14 protein-coding genes are annotated in these 13924 nt (G+C 72.7%); all 14 read right to left on the bottom strand.

Annotated elements, in window-relative coordinates; translation table 11 throughout:
- Positions 1 to 32: 32 nt before the first annotated feature.
- Entirely contained in the window at positions 33 to 1679 is a 1647-nt protein-coding gene (locus ACUP6Y_RS06955) for a copper resistance CopC/CopD family protein (RefSeq protein ID WP_462555028.1), read from the bottom strand.
- Positions 1680 to 1686: 7 nt separating this feature from the next.
- Positions 1687 to 2427: a YcnI family copper-binding membrane protein gene (locus ACUP6Y_RS06950; protein WP_462555027.1), complete on the bottom strand. Its 741-nt coding sequence runs from the start codon at positions 2425 to 2427 to the stop codon at positions 1687 to 1689.
- Positions 2428 to 2494: 67 nt separating this feature from the next.
- Positions 2495 to 3040, bottom strand: a complete 546-nt coding sequence (locus tag ACUP6Y_RS06945) for a hypothetical protein (protein WP_462555026.1) — start codon at positions 3038 to 3040, stop codon at positions 2495 to 2497.
- A gap of 84 nt (positions 3041 to 3124) precedes the next feature.
- Positions 3125 to 4342: a rod shape-determining protein RodA gene (gene rodA / locus ACUP6Y_RS06940; protein WP_462555025.1), complete on the bottom strand. Its 1218-nt coding sequence runs from the start codon at positions 4340 to 4342 to the stop codon at positions 3125 to 3127.
- A gap of 4 nt (positions 4343 to 4346) precedes the next feature.
- A complete protein-coding gene (mrdA, locus tag ACUP6Y_RS06935) occupies positions 4347 to 6476 on the bottom strand; it encodes a penicillin-binding protein 2 (RefSeq protein WP_462555024.1) in 2130 nt (709 codons plus the stop codon).
- Positions 6473 to 7084 (bottom strand): rod shape-determining protein MreD, encoded by a 612-nt coding sequence (gene mreD / locus ACUP6Y_RS06930; protein WP_462555023.1) that lies wholly within the window; start codon positions 7082 to 7084, stop codon positions 6473 to 6475. The genes mrdA and mreD overlap by 4 nt, the downstream gene beginning before the upstream one ends.
- The gene (gene mreC, locus ACUP6Y_RS06925) at positions 7081 to 8025 is read right to left on the bottom strand and encodes a rod shape-determining protein MreC (RefSeq protein ID WP_462555022.1); all 945 of its coding nucleotides are present in this window, start codon (positions 8023 to 8025) and stop codon (positions 7081 to 7083) included. The genes mreD and mreC overlap by 4 nt, the downstream gene beginning before the upstream one ends.
- Positions 8025 to 9056, bottom strand: a complete 1032-nt coding sequence (locus ACUP6Y_RS06920; RefSeq protein ID WP_462555021.1) for a rod shape-determining protein — start codon at positions 9054 to 9056, stop codon at positions 8025 to 8027. The genes mreC and ACUP6Y_RS06920 overlap by 1 nt, the downstream gene beginning before the upstream one ends.
- A gap of 294 nt (positions 9057 to 9350) precedes the next feature.
- Positions 9351 to 9761, bottom strand: coding sequence for a nucleoside-diphosphate kinase (ndk, locus tag ACUP6Y_RS06915; protein WP_462555020.1), 411 nt, complete (start codon positions 9759 to 9761; stop codon positions 9351 to 9353).
- Positions 9762 to 9771: 10 nt separating this feature from the next.
- Positions 9772 to 9918 carry a hypothetical protein gene (locus tag ACUP6Y_RS06910; RefSeq protein ID WP_462555019.1) on the bottom strand — a complete coding sequence of 49 codons (147 nt, stop codon included), beginning with the start codon at positions 9916 to 9918 and terminating at the stop codon, positions 9772 to 9774.
- Positions 9919 to 9920: 2 nt separating this feature from the next.
- Positions 9921 to 11120, bottom strand: coding sequence for a winged helix-turn-helix domain-containing protein (locus tag ACUP6Y_RS06905; RefSeq protein WP_462555018.1), 1200 nt, complete (start codon positions 11118 to 11120; stop codon positions 9921 to 9923).
- Positions 11121 to 11229: 109 nt separating this feature from the next.
- On the bottom strand, positions 11230 to 11889 hold the full coding sequence (locus ACUP6Y_RS06900) for a response regulator (protein WP_462555017.1): 660 nt from the start codon (positions 11887 to 11889) through the stop codon (positions 11230 to 11232).
- A gap of 98 nt (positions 11890 to 11987) precedes the next feature.
- Entirely contained in the window at positions 11988 to 12611 is a 624-nt protein-coding gene (gene hpf, locus ACUP6Y_RS06895; protein WP_462555016.1) for a ribosome hibernation-promoting factor, HPF/YfiA family, read from the bottom strand.
- Positions 12612 to 13181: 570 nt separating this feature from the next.
- On the bottom strand, positions 13182 to 13895 hold the full coding sequence (locus ACUP6Y_RS06890; protein ID WP_462555015.1) for a ComF family protein: 714 nt from the start codon (positions 13893 to 13895) through the stop codon (positions 13182 to 13184).
- Between the last annotated feature and the right edge of the window lie 29 nt (positions 13896 to 13924).

The following is a 13924-nucleotide window of genomic DNA, read 5'->3' as shown; positions in this document are numbered from 1 at the left end:
GCGCCGATCGCCCGGGCCCCTCGACCACGACCTCAGCGCACCCTGAGGTCCATCGTCGTCACCGGGCTGGTGAAGGTGTCGACCCGGATGCTGACCTGCAGCTGCCACGTGCCGGTGTGCGGGAAGACCACGTCGGCGGTGTAGGTCCCGGCACCGCTCGGCACGACCGGGACGGTGCCCAGGTCGACACTGTCGGAGCGCAGGGCCACCGCCGGAGCCGCGGCCAGGTCGAGCGGGTCGCCGGCGAGGTTCTGCACCTGGACCATCAGCGTGCGCTGCAGGCCCGGTCCGGGGTCGAGGACCGCGAGCACCTTGAGGTCGTCGCTCGCGACGCCGGTCACGACGCCGGTGTCGGCCGTCCGCGCCTGGGCCGGTGCCTCCCCGCCCGGTGGCTTCTGGGTGAGGAAGCCGGTCACGCCGAGGACCGCGACGAGCAGGGCCGCCTCGGCGAGGACGGTACGCCGCACCAGGCCGGCGGCGACCCGGCGCTGGTCGTGCCCGCCGTCGCCCGCCACCCGCGGCACCAGGCGGAACCGGTTGTGTGCCGCGATCGCCACGACCACCAGCACCAGGGCGACCTTCACCAGCAGCAGCCGACCCCAGGTCTCCTCGACCAGCGGCGCCCAGGCGCCGACGATCCGCCAGCCCATCAGCACGCCGCTCACGGCGAGTGCGGCGAGCAGTCCCGCGGCGACCGTCGAGAACCGGGTGATCAGCCGGGCGGCGTCCTTCGGCCGCCCGGCGACGGCCGGCAGGGCGAGGGCGAGGCCGGCCAGCCCGCCGAGCCAGACCGCGCCGGCGCTGAGGTGCAGCGCGTCGGTGAGCACGAGGAGCAGTGTGGGCTCGTAGGCGCGGGTATGCCCGACGAGCGCGGGTGACCAGACCGCCAGCGCGGTGACCAGGTCGACGACCAGCGAGGACCGCGCCTGACCGGCGGCCCAGGCCGCGACGCCGAGCCCGGCGAGCTGGAGGGCCAGTACCTGGAGGTCGTCCTGCACCAGCCCGGGATCGAACGACGCCGGGTCGAAGGCGCCGCCGAGCCCGGAGCCGAGCTGGTAGGCGCCCGCGAGCGGCACGGCGACCGCGGCCGCGACCACCGCCACGAGCGCGCTGCCCCGCAGGACGCGCACCAGGCGCCGTCGTACCTCATCGGGCAGGCGGACGCCGCGCGCCGTCCAGCTCAGGAAGATCGCCAGCCCGCCCGCGAGCAGCAGCGCGGCGTAGTCGAGACCATGCACGATCGCCTGCACCGTCGGCACCGCGCCGGGATCGACCGGCCCGGTCTGCGGCGCCACCACCTTCGGGCTGGGCGCGCCGACGTGGAAGGTCAGCGAGCCCGCGATCGGGTGGCCGTCGGCGGAGACCACGCGCCAGGTGACCACGTAGGTCCCGTCGGCGAGCTCGCCCGGCAGCCGGCCGGTGACCTCGGCGCCCTTGGCGGAGGGCTCGAGGTCGATCCGCTTGCCCTCCGCGTCGAAGGCGAGCAGCCCGTTGGGGACCAGCTGGACCGGCTCGTCGAAGGTGAAGCCGACCTGGCTCGGCGCCTCGGGCAGCACCGCGCCCTCGGCCGGGTCGGTGGAGACGAGGGTGGCGTGTGCCGACGCCGGCCCGGCCGCCCCGACCACCGTCAGGACGGCGACCAGGACGGCGAGCAGGTACGCCGGCACACGCCGTGTCATGGCGGTGTCAGGCCTTCTTGCCCGAGCGCGCCAGCGCCAGGCCGCCGAGGGCCAGGCCGCCGATCCCGGCCACCAGGCCACCGATCGCGGGGCCGTTGCCGTCACCGTCGTCGTCCTTGGTGTCCGCCTTGGTGTCCGCCTCGGTGGCGGCCTTCTCGTCCGATCCGGTCTCGTCGGACGCGGCAGCGCCACCGTGATGGTCCGCGGCGCCGGCCTCGGTGATGGTCACGGCGGGCGCCGGGTTCGCCAGCTCCTCCTCGTCTTGGCCCTCGGCCGGGATCTCGTTCCAGGCGGTCTCGCCCTTCTCGCAGGTCTGGACAACGGGGAAGGTCAGCGTCTCGCCCTCCTTCTCCGGCAGCTGGAGCGAGAGCTCCATGGTGTCGCGGTAGCCGTCGGGCAGCGGCGTCTTGGCCGTGTAGACCACCTGGCCCACGCGCTCGGTCAGCTCGTTGCCGTGGGCGTCGGTGACCGGCGTGGCCAGCTTCTCCATCACCTTGTCCACGTTCCAGTTCGGGTTGACCGTCGGCGTGACCGAGGTGATGTCCTCGGGCATCTGGATGGCGACCTTGGTCGTGGCCGAGCCCTCGCAGCCGTGAGGCACGCTGAAGGTCAGCACGGAGTAGGCGCCGGCGGCGGTCGTGTCGGGTGTGACGGTGACGTGCGCGCTCGCCGCGGCGGCGGTGAGCGCGACGATCCCCAGCGCCCCGGTGGCGCCGAGGGTGGGCAGGGTGAAGCGTCGGATCTGCATGGATGTCTCTTTCGGTTGACTCGGGTGTACGGAGGGCGCGGCGAACGGCCTGCCCCGACACGCGGAGTCAGGCGATCGCGACGGCGCGTGCCGGAGGGCCGCGGGTCGGCGCCAGCGCGCGGTAGCAGCGCGCGGTCCGGGCGCGTCGTGGGGCGGGCGCGGCCGGGCGCCGGAGCCTCGGCAGCGGTACGACGCCCGGCCGGGTCCAGCGCATCAGCACCTCCACCGCCCGGCGGCGCAGCACCCACATCGCTCCCGTGACCGCCGCCGCCAGCAGGTGGGCGCCGAGCATCTCCGGGGTCAGGCCGAGGAAGGCCGACATCGCGTGACCGTGACCGCCATGAGCGTGGGGGGCGAGGGCCACCAGCCACGCGTGACCGAGGACCTGGGCGCCGAGGAGCGCGGGCAGGACCAGTCGGATCCGCGCTCGCTCACGCAGCACGACGCCGCTGGCGGCGTACACGAGAGCCGCGAAGCTCGCCAGCCACCAGGCCGACGGCAGCTCGCCCCCGGCCGCCAGGTGGGCCAGCACCAGCGCGGTCACGCTCTCGACGCTGCCGAGCGTCGCCGAGAGACGCACGCGGGAGCGCGGCGCACGGCGGACGGTCAGCACGGCCCCCATTGTGCCGGAGGCGTGGTCGGGATCAGCGACCAGCCACGTCGAGATCGTCTTGGTGCCGATGGACGTCGACGACCTTCAGCCCCGGACGTGTACCCGCTGCTGGGGCGTGAGTCGCGAGGCGGGGGCGGAGAGGGTGCGCAGGTGGATGTTCTGGAGCAGCCCGACGGCGAGCATGCCCGCGAACATCGAGGAGCCGCCGTACGACACGAACGGCAGCGGGACGCCGGTGACGGGCATGATGCCGAGGCACATGCCGATGTTCTGGAACGCCTGGAAGCCGAACCAGCAGGCGATGCCGGCCGCGGCGATCCTGCCGAAGACGTCGTCGGTGCGGGTGGCGATGCGCAGAGCGCGCCACAGCACGACGCCGAGCAGGGCCACGATCACGGCGGCGCCGAGGAGGCCGAGCTCCTCGCCGGCGACGGTGAAGACGAAGTCGGTGTGCTGCTCGGGGACGAAGCCGGACTGGGTCTGCGAGCCGTGGAACAGGCCCTGCCCGAGCAGGCCGCCGTTGCCGACCGCGATCCGGGCCTGCTCGACGTTGTAGCCGGCGCCCTTGGGGTCGAGGGCGGGGTTGGTGAAGGCCAGGAACCGGTCGACCTGGTACTCCTTGAGCATCCCGCTCGACACGGCCACGACGGCCGCCAGCACGCCGCCCCCGGCCAGCAGCGCCAGCCAGCGGCGGTGGGCGCCGGAGGCGGCGACCACGCCGAAGACGGTGGCGGTGAGCACCAGCATGGTGCCGAGGTCCGGCTGCGCGAGGATCAGCGCGGCCGGTACGCCGGCGACGAGCAGCATGAGCAGCACGTCGAAGGTGCCGACCCGGTCACGCCAACGGCCCTCGCTGCGCTCGGCCACCACCAGCGCCATGCCGACCACGACCGCCAGCTTGGCCAGCTCGGAGGGCTGGAAGGACATCCCGCCCAGGATCAGCCACGAGCGGGAGCCGTTGATGGTCGAGCCCAGCACGAGCACGAGCAGCAGTCCCCCGACGGCGAGCAGGTAGCCGATCGGGGCGAGGATCCGCACCCACCGGTGGTCGGTGACGACCACCAGCAGCATCAGCCCGATCCCGATCACGACGTTGACGACCTGCTTGACCAGGAACGCCCGCGTGTCGCCGCCGGTGAGGTCGTCGCGCTCGAGCGTGGCCGACCAGATCAGCAGGCAGCCGAGCAGGGAGAGCACCAGCACGGCACCGAGCAGAACCAGGTCGAGGTCGGCCCACTGGAGGCGCCCGACCCGCCGGGAGGCCGTCGTACGGCGGGTGCTGGCCTGGATCCGGTTGCCCATCGCGTCAGTCCTTGTCCCGAGACGGCGGCAGGATCGACCCGTCGTCGCCGAAGCTCGGCAGCCGGGCCGGCGGGGTGACGCCCGCGATGGCCGCCTGATCGGGGCGCACCTGGTCGCCGTCGACGCCGTACAGCGCCTCCCAGATCGCGCGGACGCCCTCACCGGTCGACCCGGAGCCGGTGCCGCCCTGGCTCATCATCATCACGACGACATAGTCCTTGGTGTACGACGCCACCCAGCCTGTCGACTGCTTGCCGTAGACCTCGGCGGAGCCGGTCTTGGCGCGGATCTCGACCTGGTCGAGCGGGAAGCCCTGCAGCTTCCAGCTCATCGTGCCGCGGGTGGCGACGCCCTGCAGTGCCTCGTCGAGGTAGCTCAGCACCGACGCCGGGACCTTGAGCTTGCGCTCCTTCTCCGGCTCGATCTCGCGGATCACCTTCCCATCCGGCGACACGATCGCCTTGCCGACCCGCGGCTCCCACAGCGTGCCGCCGTTGGCGATCGCGGCGTACCCCCGGGCCAGCTGCAGCGGCGTCACGATGGTGTCGCCCTGGCCGATCGCGAAGTTCGCGGAGTCGGAGATCTTGTACTTCCAGCCCTCCACGCAGAACTCGCGGGCGAACTTGTAGACGAAGTCGGAGGTCCCCTTCGGTCCCGCGTCCTGTGGCTTGTCGGCGATGCCGCAGTAGTAGCCCTTCATCGACTCGTAGTACTTGCGCTTCCACTTGCGGTCCGCGACCCGGCCGGACGCCTCGCCCGGCAGGTCGACGCCGGTGCGCTCGCCGAAGCCGAACCTCTCGGCCTGCTCGACCAACGGGTCCTTGGCGTTCTCGTCGTCGGGGTCGGAGCCGAGCGTCTGCCAGAAGTGCATGCCGACCTGGAAGAAGAAGGTGTTGCAGGAGACCTCGAGCGCGCGGGCGAAGGTGATCGGGCCGTACGCCGCCGACTCGTGGTTGTGGAAGGCGCGGTTGCCGATCTGCACCGCCGAGGAGCACGGCAAGACGGTGGACGGCGAGTACCCGTGGGTGAGCGCGCCGACGGTCATGAACGGCTTCCACGTCGAGCCGGGCGCGAACTGGCCCTGGAACGAGCGGGCCAGCAGCGGCGTGCCGGCGGCCTCGGAGTAGAGCTTCTTGAGCTGCTTGTCGGTGATGCCGCCGACCCACACCGAGGGGTCGTACGTCGGCTGGCTGGCCATCGCCACGATCCGGCCGGTCTTCGCCTCCAGCACCACGGCGGCGCCCGAGTCGGCCTCGAAGTCGCGCTTGGTGACGGGGTCGCGGGTCTGGCGCTGCTTCGCGATCATCGCGGCGAGCTGCTCCTCGACGACGCTTTGCACCTTCGCGTCGATCGAGGTGACCAGGGTGTCGCCGGGCTGGGCCTCGAGGTCCGAGACGTCCTGACGGACCCGGCCCCTGGAGTCGACCGCGACCTGCTGATAGCCGGGCTGCCCGCGCAGCCACTCGTCGTACTCCTTCTCGACGCCGGCCCGGCCCACCACCGACGCGCCGTTCACCGAGCTGTCGCCGGCGTCCTCGGCGGACTCGAGCTCGTCCTTGGTGATCGGGCTGAGGTAGCCGAGCATGTGGGCTGCGTTGATGCCGTACGGCGAGGGGTACTCGCGCACGCTCTGCCGGTCGACGACCACGCCCGGGAAGTCCTCGGGCTGCTCGAGGATCCGCAGCGCCGCGCCCTCCTTGACGTCCTGGGCGACGGGCACCGGCTGGTACGGCGAGCCGTTCCAGCACTGACCGGCCACCGCCCCGCTGTCGCCGCAGAGCAGCAGCTTGGCCTCGATCCTGTCGACCTTCATGCCGATCGCCTCGGACGTGCGGGCCAGCAGCTCGGCGCGGTCGGCCGCCGACATCTTGCCGATCAGGGTCCGATCGATCGACACCGCCCAGATCAGCCGGTTGGTCACGAGCGGGCGACCCATCGCGTCGACGATCAGGCCGCGCTGCGGCTGCACCACGATCTCGCGGACCGACTGCGAGGCGGCCTTGCCCTGGTAGCTCTCCCCCGAGATCACCTGGAGGTAGTAGAGCCGCGCGCCGAGGGTCGCGAGCAGCGAGAAGACCAGCGTCTGGATGACGATCAGCCGCAGCCGGCTGCGGTGGGAGGCGGCTGCGCTCACGCTCGAACCCGGATCCGCCGGGAGGCCCGCGGCAGGCCGTCGCGGGTGGCGCGGTCCAGCAGCCACCGCGTGGCCGGTACGACGACCAGCGCGGCCACGACGTCGAGCAGCAGCGCGACCAGCGCGACCGGCAGCAGGTCGCCGATCGCGGCGGCCGAGTCGCGCAGCAGGAGGCCGGTGAGCGCGAACACCGAGGTGCCGACGAAGGATCCGCCCGCGGCGGCGGCCAGGGCGAGCGGCAGCGGCGGGCGGCGCGTGCTGAAAGGGGCGAAGCGGCTCCCCAGCGCTGCGTCCTGGGCATCGCCGGCGTTGTCGTGGACCAGCCGGCCCACGACGTACCCGACGACCATCAGGGCCAGCGCCCAGCGGCCGGCCAGGTGGTCGGCGGGCGGTGCGACGTCGAGCAGCAGGCCGGCCCAGAAGCCGGTCAGCGTGGCGAAGCGGGTGTCGGTGGCGATGGCGGTCGCGACCACGACGAGCAGCACCAGGTCGGGCACGACGCCGAGGCCGCCGAGGTCCCAGGCGAAGTGCGGGAGCACCGTCACCTGCAGCAGCAGGGCGGCGAACACCGCGAGGAGGGTGGCGGCCAGGCGGCCGCGGCGGTTCAACGGAGGCTCCCGTCGGCCTCGATGGTGGCGGTGGACGTGCCGGACGGCACGACGACGCCGACCAGGTCGAGCGCGGTGAAGTCGACGGCCGGGGTGATGACGGCGCGGTAGGACGTCTCGCGCAGGGACTCGTAGACCTTGCCGACCGTGCCGATCGGCACGCCGGCGACGTACGGCGAGCCGCCCTCGCTGCCCCAGGTGAGGATCGGCTGGCCCAGTTTCGGGACCACGTTGTGGTCGGCGAGCTCCAGCTCCAGGCGGTCGTCGGTGCCGAGCGTGCCGTGCCCGCTGACGAAGCCGAGCTCGCCGTTGTCGCCGATCCGGCCGCCCACCCGCGAGCTGTCGTCGACGATGAGCAGCACGGTGGCGGTGTGGGCGGTCACCGAGGTGATCCGGCCGACCAGGCCCCGCGCCGCGACCACGGTCATGTCGGGATGCAGGCCCGCGTCGGCCCCGGCGTCGAGGGTGAGCGTGCTGGAGAACGACTGGGCGGAGCCGATCGCGATCACCCGGGCCGGCACGAGGGCGTAGCCGACGTCACGGGCGATGGCGCGCAGGCCCTCGAGGTCGGCGAGCCGCTGGTCGTCGTACCCGGCCTTGACGAGCTGGTTGCGCAGGCCGGCGTTCTCGGCCTCGAGCCTGCTCACGTCGTCGCGCAGCGACCCGTTGCTCCGCAGCGCCCCGGGCAGGTCGACGAGCGGTCGGACCACGGTCGAGACGCCGGCCTGGACCGGGCCGACGACCTCCCCCACCACGCGGCGCACCGCGTCGAGCGGCGAGCTGTCGGCCTTGTCGACCACCATCAGGGCGGCGCAGGCCAGCACCAGGGCGACGACCAGCGAGCGGGCCGGGCGCCCCGCGTCGCGCTCGGGGTCGCGGGAGGCGCCGGTACGGCGTACCGGTGCTCGGGTGGGGGTGGGTGGGCGGGTGTCGATCGCCATCAGAACCGCCGCTGGTTGGTGACCAGCACCTGTTGGAGGGCCTCGAACTCCTCGACGCAGCGGCCCGCGCCCATCGCGACCGAGACCAGCGGGTCCTCGGCGACGTGGACGGGCATGCCGGTCTCGTGGCGGATCCGCTCGTCGAGGCCGCGCAGCAGCGCTCCCCCGCCCGTGAGCACGATGCCGCGGTCCATGATGTCGCCGGCGAGCTCGGGCGGCGTCTGGTCGAGGGTGACCCGGACCGCGTCGACGATGGCGTGCAGCGGCTCCTCGAGCGCCTGCCGGATGTCGGCGCTGGTCGCCTCCACGGTGCGCGGCAGGCCGGTGACCAGGTCACGGCCACGGACCTCGCCCCGCGGCTCGCCGGGGCGCGGGAACGCCGAGCCGAGCGTGATCTTGACGTCCTCAGCGGTGCGCTCGCCGAGCATCACGCCGTGCTCCTTCTTCATCCACGCGATGATCGCGGCGTCGAGGTCGTCGCCGGCGGTGCGGATCGACAGCGACGTGACGATGCCGCCGAGCGAGATGACGGCGACCTCCGTCGTACCGCCGCCGACGTCGACGATCATGTTCCCCGTCGCCTCGTGCACCGGCAGCCCGGCGCCGATCGCGGCGGCCATCGGCTCCTCGACGACGTACACGCGGCGGGCACCGGCCTGGTACCCGGCCTCCTTGACCGCGCGCTGCTCGACCGGCGTGATCGAGCTCGGCACGCAGATGACCATGCGCGGCTTGGCGAAGTACCGGCGCCGGTGGACGCGCGCGATGAAGTGGCGCAGCATCTGCTCGGTCGCCTCGAAGTCGGCGATCACCCCGTCGCGCAGCGGACGCAGCGCGGTGATGCTGTCCGGCGTACGACCCAGCATCTGCTTGGCCTGGTGCCCCACCGCGATCACCTCGCCGGTGCCGTCGTTGAGCGCCACGACGCTCGGCTCGTCGAGCAGGACGCCCCGGCCGCGGACGTAGACGAGCGTGTTGGCGGTACCGAGGTCCACGGCCATGTCGCGGCCGATGATGGAGTTCGCCCTCACGCTTCCTCGCAAGACGTCACCGAACCGGCCCTCGTCGGGCAGATCCGTCCGCGCGCGTCGGGGAAGCCGGCCCGCCGTGCGCCGGGGAGGCTGCCGAGCGCACGATCCGGCGGCCTCCGCCTGCGAGCGTAAGGAACGTCGACGGCTCAGCCGCGCAGGCACGCCGTACGGGCGCGCCGCGTCTCAGGAGTCACAGCCGTCACAGCCACTGACGTGTTCTTGCGGTTCTTGCCCGTTGCAACGGGCAGGGAGCGCGGGAATCCCCGCTGAAGCGGTGATTCCTGCAGCCGCGGCTCAGCCCAACCCCGGGAACCAGAGCCCGATCTCACGCGCGGCCGACTCCGGCGAGTCCGAGCCATGCACCAGGTTCTCCCGGTTCGACAGCGACAGGTCGCCCCTGATCGTGCCGGGGGCGGCCTTGCGGCCGTCGGTGGCGCCGTTGAGCGCGCGGACCACCTCGATCGCCTCGTCGCCCTCGAGCACCAGCGCCACCAGCGGACCGCTCGTGACGAACGTGCGCAGCGGCGGGTAGAAGTCGCGCTCGACGTGCTCGGCGTAGTGGGCGTCGGCCATCGCCGCGTCGATGTGGCGGTGCTCCATGGCGACGATGCTCAGCCCCTTGGCCTCGAACCGGGCCAGCACGTCGCCGACCAGGCCGCGGCGGACCGTGTCGGGCTTGAGCAGGACGAGAGTGCGTTGGGTCACGGCGGTGACCTTAGTACGTTGCCCCGGTGGGCCGAGCGTGGGACCCGCGCACGAACGCGTCGAGCGTGAGCCGGCGCAGGGTGCTGATGGTGGCCTCGAGCTGTTCGGCGTCCTCGCGGGAGTGGCGGTCGCTGGCGTAGTACCGGGTGGTCCGCACGGTCAGGCGAGCGCGGCGACGAGTGCGGGCGCCAGGTCCCCCTTCGCGGCGGCCTCGATCCCGGCCAGGCCCAGCCACCCGGCCAGCCGGTCCAGCTCGGCGGCCAGCTCACCCGCGGTCTCGGCGGGGGCGTGCGGCTCCGACCACGCCGACTGCACCAGCAGCCGCCCCGTGACCCGGTCGGCCTTGAGGTCGACCCGCCCCACGATCCGCTCGCCGAGCAGGAAGGGCAGCACGTAGTAGCCATGCACCCGCTGCGCGGCCGGCGTGTAGATCTCGATCCGGTAGCGGAAGTCGAACAGCGCCTCGGCCCGGTCCCGCTCCCACACCACCGGGTCGAACGGGCTCAGCAGCGCCCGCGCCCCGATCCGGCGCGGCACACGCGCCTCCCGGTGCAGGTAGGCCGGACGCTTCCAGCCCTGCACCGCCACCGGCTCCAGCTCGCCGGCCGCCACGAGCTCGTCGATGGCGACCCGGGCCTCCCCGACCCGGATCCGGTAGTAGTCGGCCAGGCAGTTGGCCGAGGCCACACCGTGGGACCGGGCCGCTCGTCGTACGAGCTCGAGGTGGGCCTCGGCGGCCGTCATCGCCGGCGCGGCCAGGACCGCGGCCGGCAGGACCCGCTCGGGCAGGTCGTAGCGGATCTCGAACTGACTGTTGCGTCCGGCGATGGCCAGCTCGCCGGTCATGTAGAGGTGGTCGAGCATCCGGCGGGTCCGCGACCAGTTCCAGCCCCAGTGGTCCTTCGTGCGCGGCAGCCCGTCGTCGAGCTCTCGCGCCGTGCTGGCGCCCCGATCGGTGATCTCGGCGAGCAGCGCCCTCTCCAGGTCGTCGCCCTCCTCGACGGTGAACCACTTGCCGCGCCGCGCGCGGTAGTCGTCCATCCGGTGCCTCATCGCCGGCCACAGCTCCACCGGCATGAACGCCTGCACGTGCGCCCAGTACTCCACGACCCGCCGGTCACGCCCGCTCGCCGCACGCTGGAGCAGCCCGACGTCGTACCCGCCCATCCGGGAGTAGAGCGGCATGAAGTGGGCGCGCTGCAGCACGTTGACGCTGTCGACCTGGAGCACGCCGGTGCGGGTCAGGGTGCGGTCGAAGGTGCGCAGCGTCGGCGTGGCGTGGGCCGGGTCGAGGAAGCCCTGCGCGGCCAGGGCGATCCGACGGGCCTGCGCGAGCGACAGCGACTGCGTGGTGAGCACGGGGCCACCCTAGGAGCAGCCGCCGACAGCTGGTGGTTGCGCCCCACCTGCCTCTGCCGTCACAGCCGGGATGGGGTTCATGCAGCAGGCGAGGACGGCCGGCGCCGACCTACTCCAGCTCGACCAGCTTGGCCCGTACGGCGTACATGACCGCCTCCATCCGTGAGTGCAGCTGCAGCTTCTCGAGGATGTTGCGTACGTGGTTCTTGACCGTGTTCTCGCTGATCGCGAGCTGCGCGGCCACATCCCGGTTGCTCAGCCCCCGGGCGACGAACCGCAGCACCTCGAGCTCCCGCTCGGTGAGCTTGAGGGCGGTGCCGGCGGTGCGATCGGGCTTCGACATCGTCTTGAACTCGTCGATCAGCTTGGCGGCCATCGACGGGCTGATCAGCGACTGGCCGTCGGCCACGACGCGGATGCCCTGGGCTACCTCCTCGATGGACGAGTCCTTGAGGAGGTAGCCCGAGGCACCGCTCTTGACGGCCTCGTAGAGGTCGGCCTCGTCGTCGGAGACGGTGAGCATGATGATCTTCGTCATCGGGACCGCCTCCTTGATCGCGACGCATGCCTCGATGCCGGACTGCTTGGGCATCCGGACGTCCAGCAGCACCACGTCGGGCACGCTGCCGACCACGAGGCTGACGCCGTCGATGCCGTTGCTGGCCTCGCCGACGACCTCGATGCCGTCCTCGATGCCCAAGAGCATGGTCAGCCCACGTCGGAACAGCTCCTGATCGTCGACCACCACGACTCGTACCGGCTCGCTCACGGGCTGTCCCGGTGCTGCGGCCGGCGAAGTACCATCCGCCACAGCGGCATCATGACACGACCTCCCGCTTGCCTGCCGGTACCGTCCGGATCCAGGCGTCAGCCCTCGTCGGTGCCGACGTCGAGCGAGATGACTCCGTAGTCGTAGCCGCGGCGACGGTAGACCACGGCGGGGCGCTCGCTCTCCTTGTCGACGTACAGGTAGAAGTCGTGACCCACGAGCTCCATCTCGTAGAGCGCCTGGTCGAGCGTCATCGGGCTCGCCGGGTGGGTCTTCTCGCGGACCACGAGCGGCCCGTCGCCGGTCACCGTGATCGGGCCGACCTGCCGGTCGATGGCGACCTCGTCGTCCTCCTCGACCACGGTGGTGGGTACGTCGGACAGCGCCTTGCCGACCGAGACCGGCGTACGACGCCCGCGGTGGACCCGCCGGCGGTCAGCGGCCTTGCGCATCTGCGCGGCCATCTTGTCGAGGGCCAGGTCGAGCGCCCCCATCTTGTCGTCCGCGGCGGCCTCGGCCCGGATGACGGGCCCCTTGGAGAAGGCCGTGAGCTCGACATGCACCGCCTGGTCGTGCTGGCGCGGGTTGGGTTCGCAGTCCACCTCCACATGCACCCGGATGATCCGGTGATCGTGCTTCTCCAGCTTGGTGAGCTTCTCCGCGGCATGCTCTCGGAACCGGTCCGAGATCTCGCAGTGCCGTCCGGTGACCACAACATCCATCAGTTACCTCCAAGGGGATTTCGGCGTGATGGGTTCTCCTGCCGCCCAGGCAGGAAGCGAGAGGTGCTGGCCAGTTGCTCGACCGGCACCAGAACTGGGGGAACGCGGCGCCCTGCGCGAGCGAAGCGAGCTGCGGGGCGCCACCGTCGGGCGCGCCGCGTTGCCTGGACGCAGCGCAGCGAGCGAGGAACGAGCGAGCGGAGCGGAGGAAGGCAACGCGCACAAGCGCGCCCGACATGCGCGAGCGAAGCGAGCGCCAGACAGTGGAGTCCGCCCGGCCGACCTGGTCTTCGTCCCCACACCCGCCTGCTGGGGCTTCCGCAGCTTGTTGCCACTACCGGCCCTCTCCCGGGTCCGGACGCATCTGACGTCCGGTCCGAGGCAGGACTGACGACTAAGCCGCACCGTGATCACCGGCCCGGGGGCCGGCTTACGTGGACCGTTTCGCCTGCGACTGGCATCGGCTTGCCGCACCTGGCTGGGCTCGCGCCCGGCCTGGGCGACGCAACCACGGACCCGGGCGGACTCCATGACCAGACGTTAGTCCGTCGCTGGTGACGACGAAAGCCTTCATCCGAAGTTCAGCCCCTTCGTCCTGCGCCGGGTCGCGGCGACCACGGCGGCGGCGTGGACGGGTACGCCGACGGCCTCCAGGGCACGCTGTGCCTCGCGCAGGGTGGCGCCGGTGGTGAGGACGTCGTCGCAGACCACGACGTGGGCGCGGGGACGGCGCCGGGCCAGCCGTCGTACGGCGGCCGTGGGCGCGGTCATCGAGCCGGCGAGGTTGGCGGCACGGGCCGCGGCGTCGAGCCCGGCCTGGTCGACGACGCCGGGTCGCAGGCGCAGCAGCCGGGCGACGTGTGCCCGGGGCCCCAGGCACCGCGCGGCCGCGCGGGTCATGGTCAGGGTGGGGTCGTGGCCGCGCTGGCGCACGCTCGCCGCGCGCGAGGGCACCGGCACCAGCACCAGCGGTCCGGGCGGCGCTGCCGCGGCGACCGCGCCGGCGAGCAGCTCGCCGAGGGGCCGGGCGAGGGCGTGGACCCGGCGCTCCTTGTGGGCCAGGACGAGGGCCCGGAGCACGCCGGCGTACTCGCCCACGGCGTGGGGCGGCACCAGGCCCGCCGGGCTCGGTGTGGGCCAGTGCGGGCCGGCGTCCTGCGCCCGGAGCAGGCAGGCGGCGCGGCAGGGCGGGCACAGCGGGCGTCCCGGGCGGTCGCACCCGACACACCGTGAGCCGAGCACCAGGTCGACGAATCCGTCGACGAGCAGCTGCGCCGTGGCCATCGGACCACCCCAGCAGGCCCGTCCCACGC

The organism is Nocardioides sp. S5-5 (genome assembly GCF_054954065.1).
Note: the sequence above shows the minus strand (reverse complement) of the source record. Positions and strands in the feature narration are given on the sequence as shown.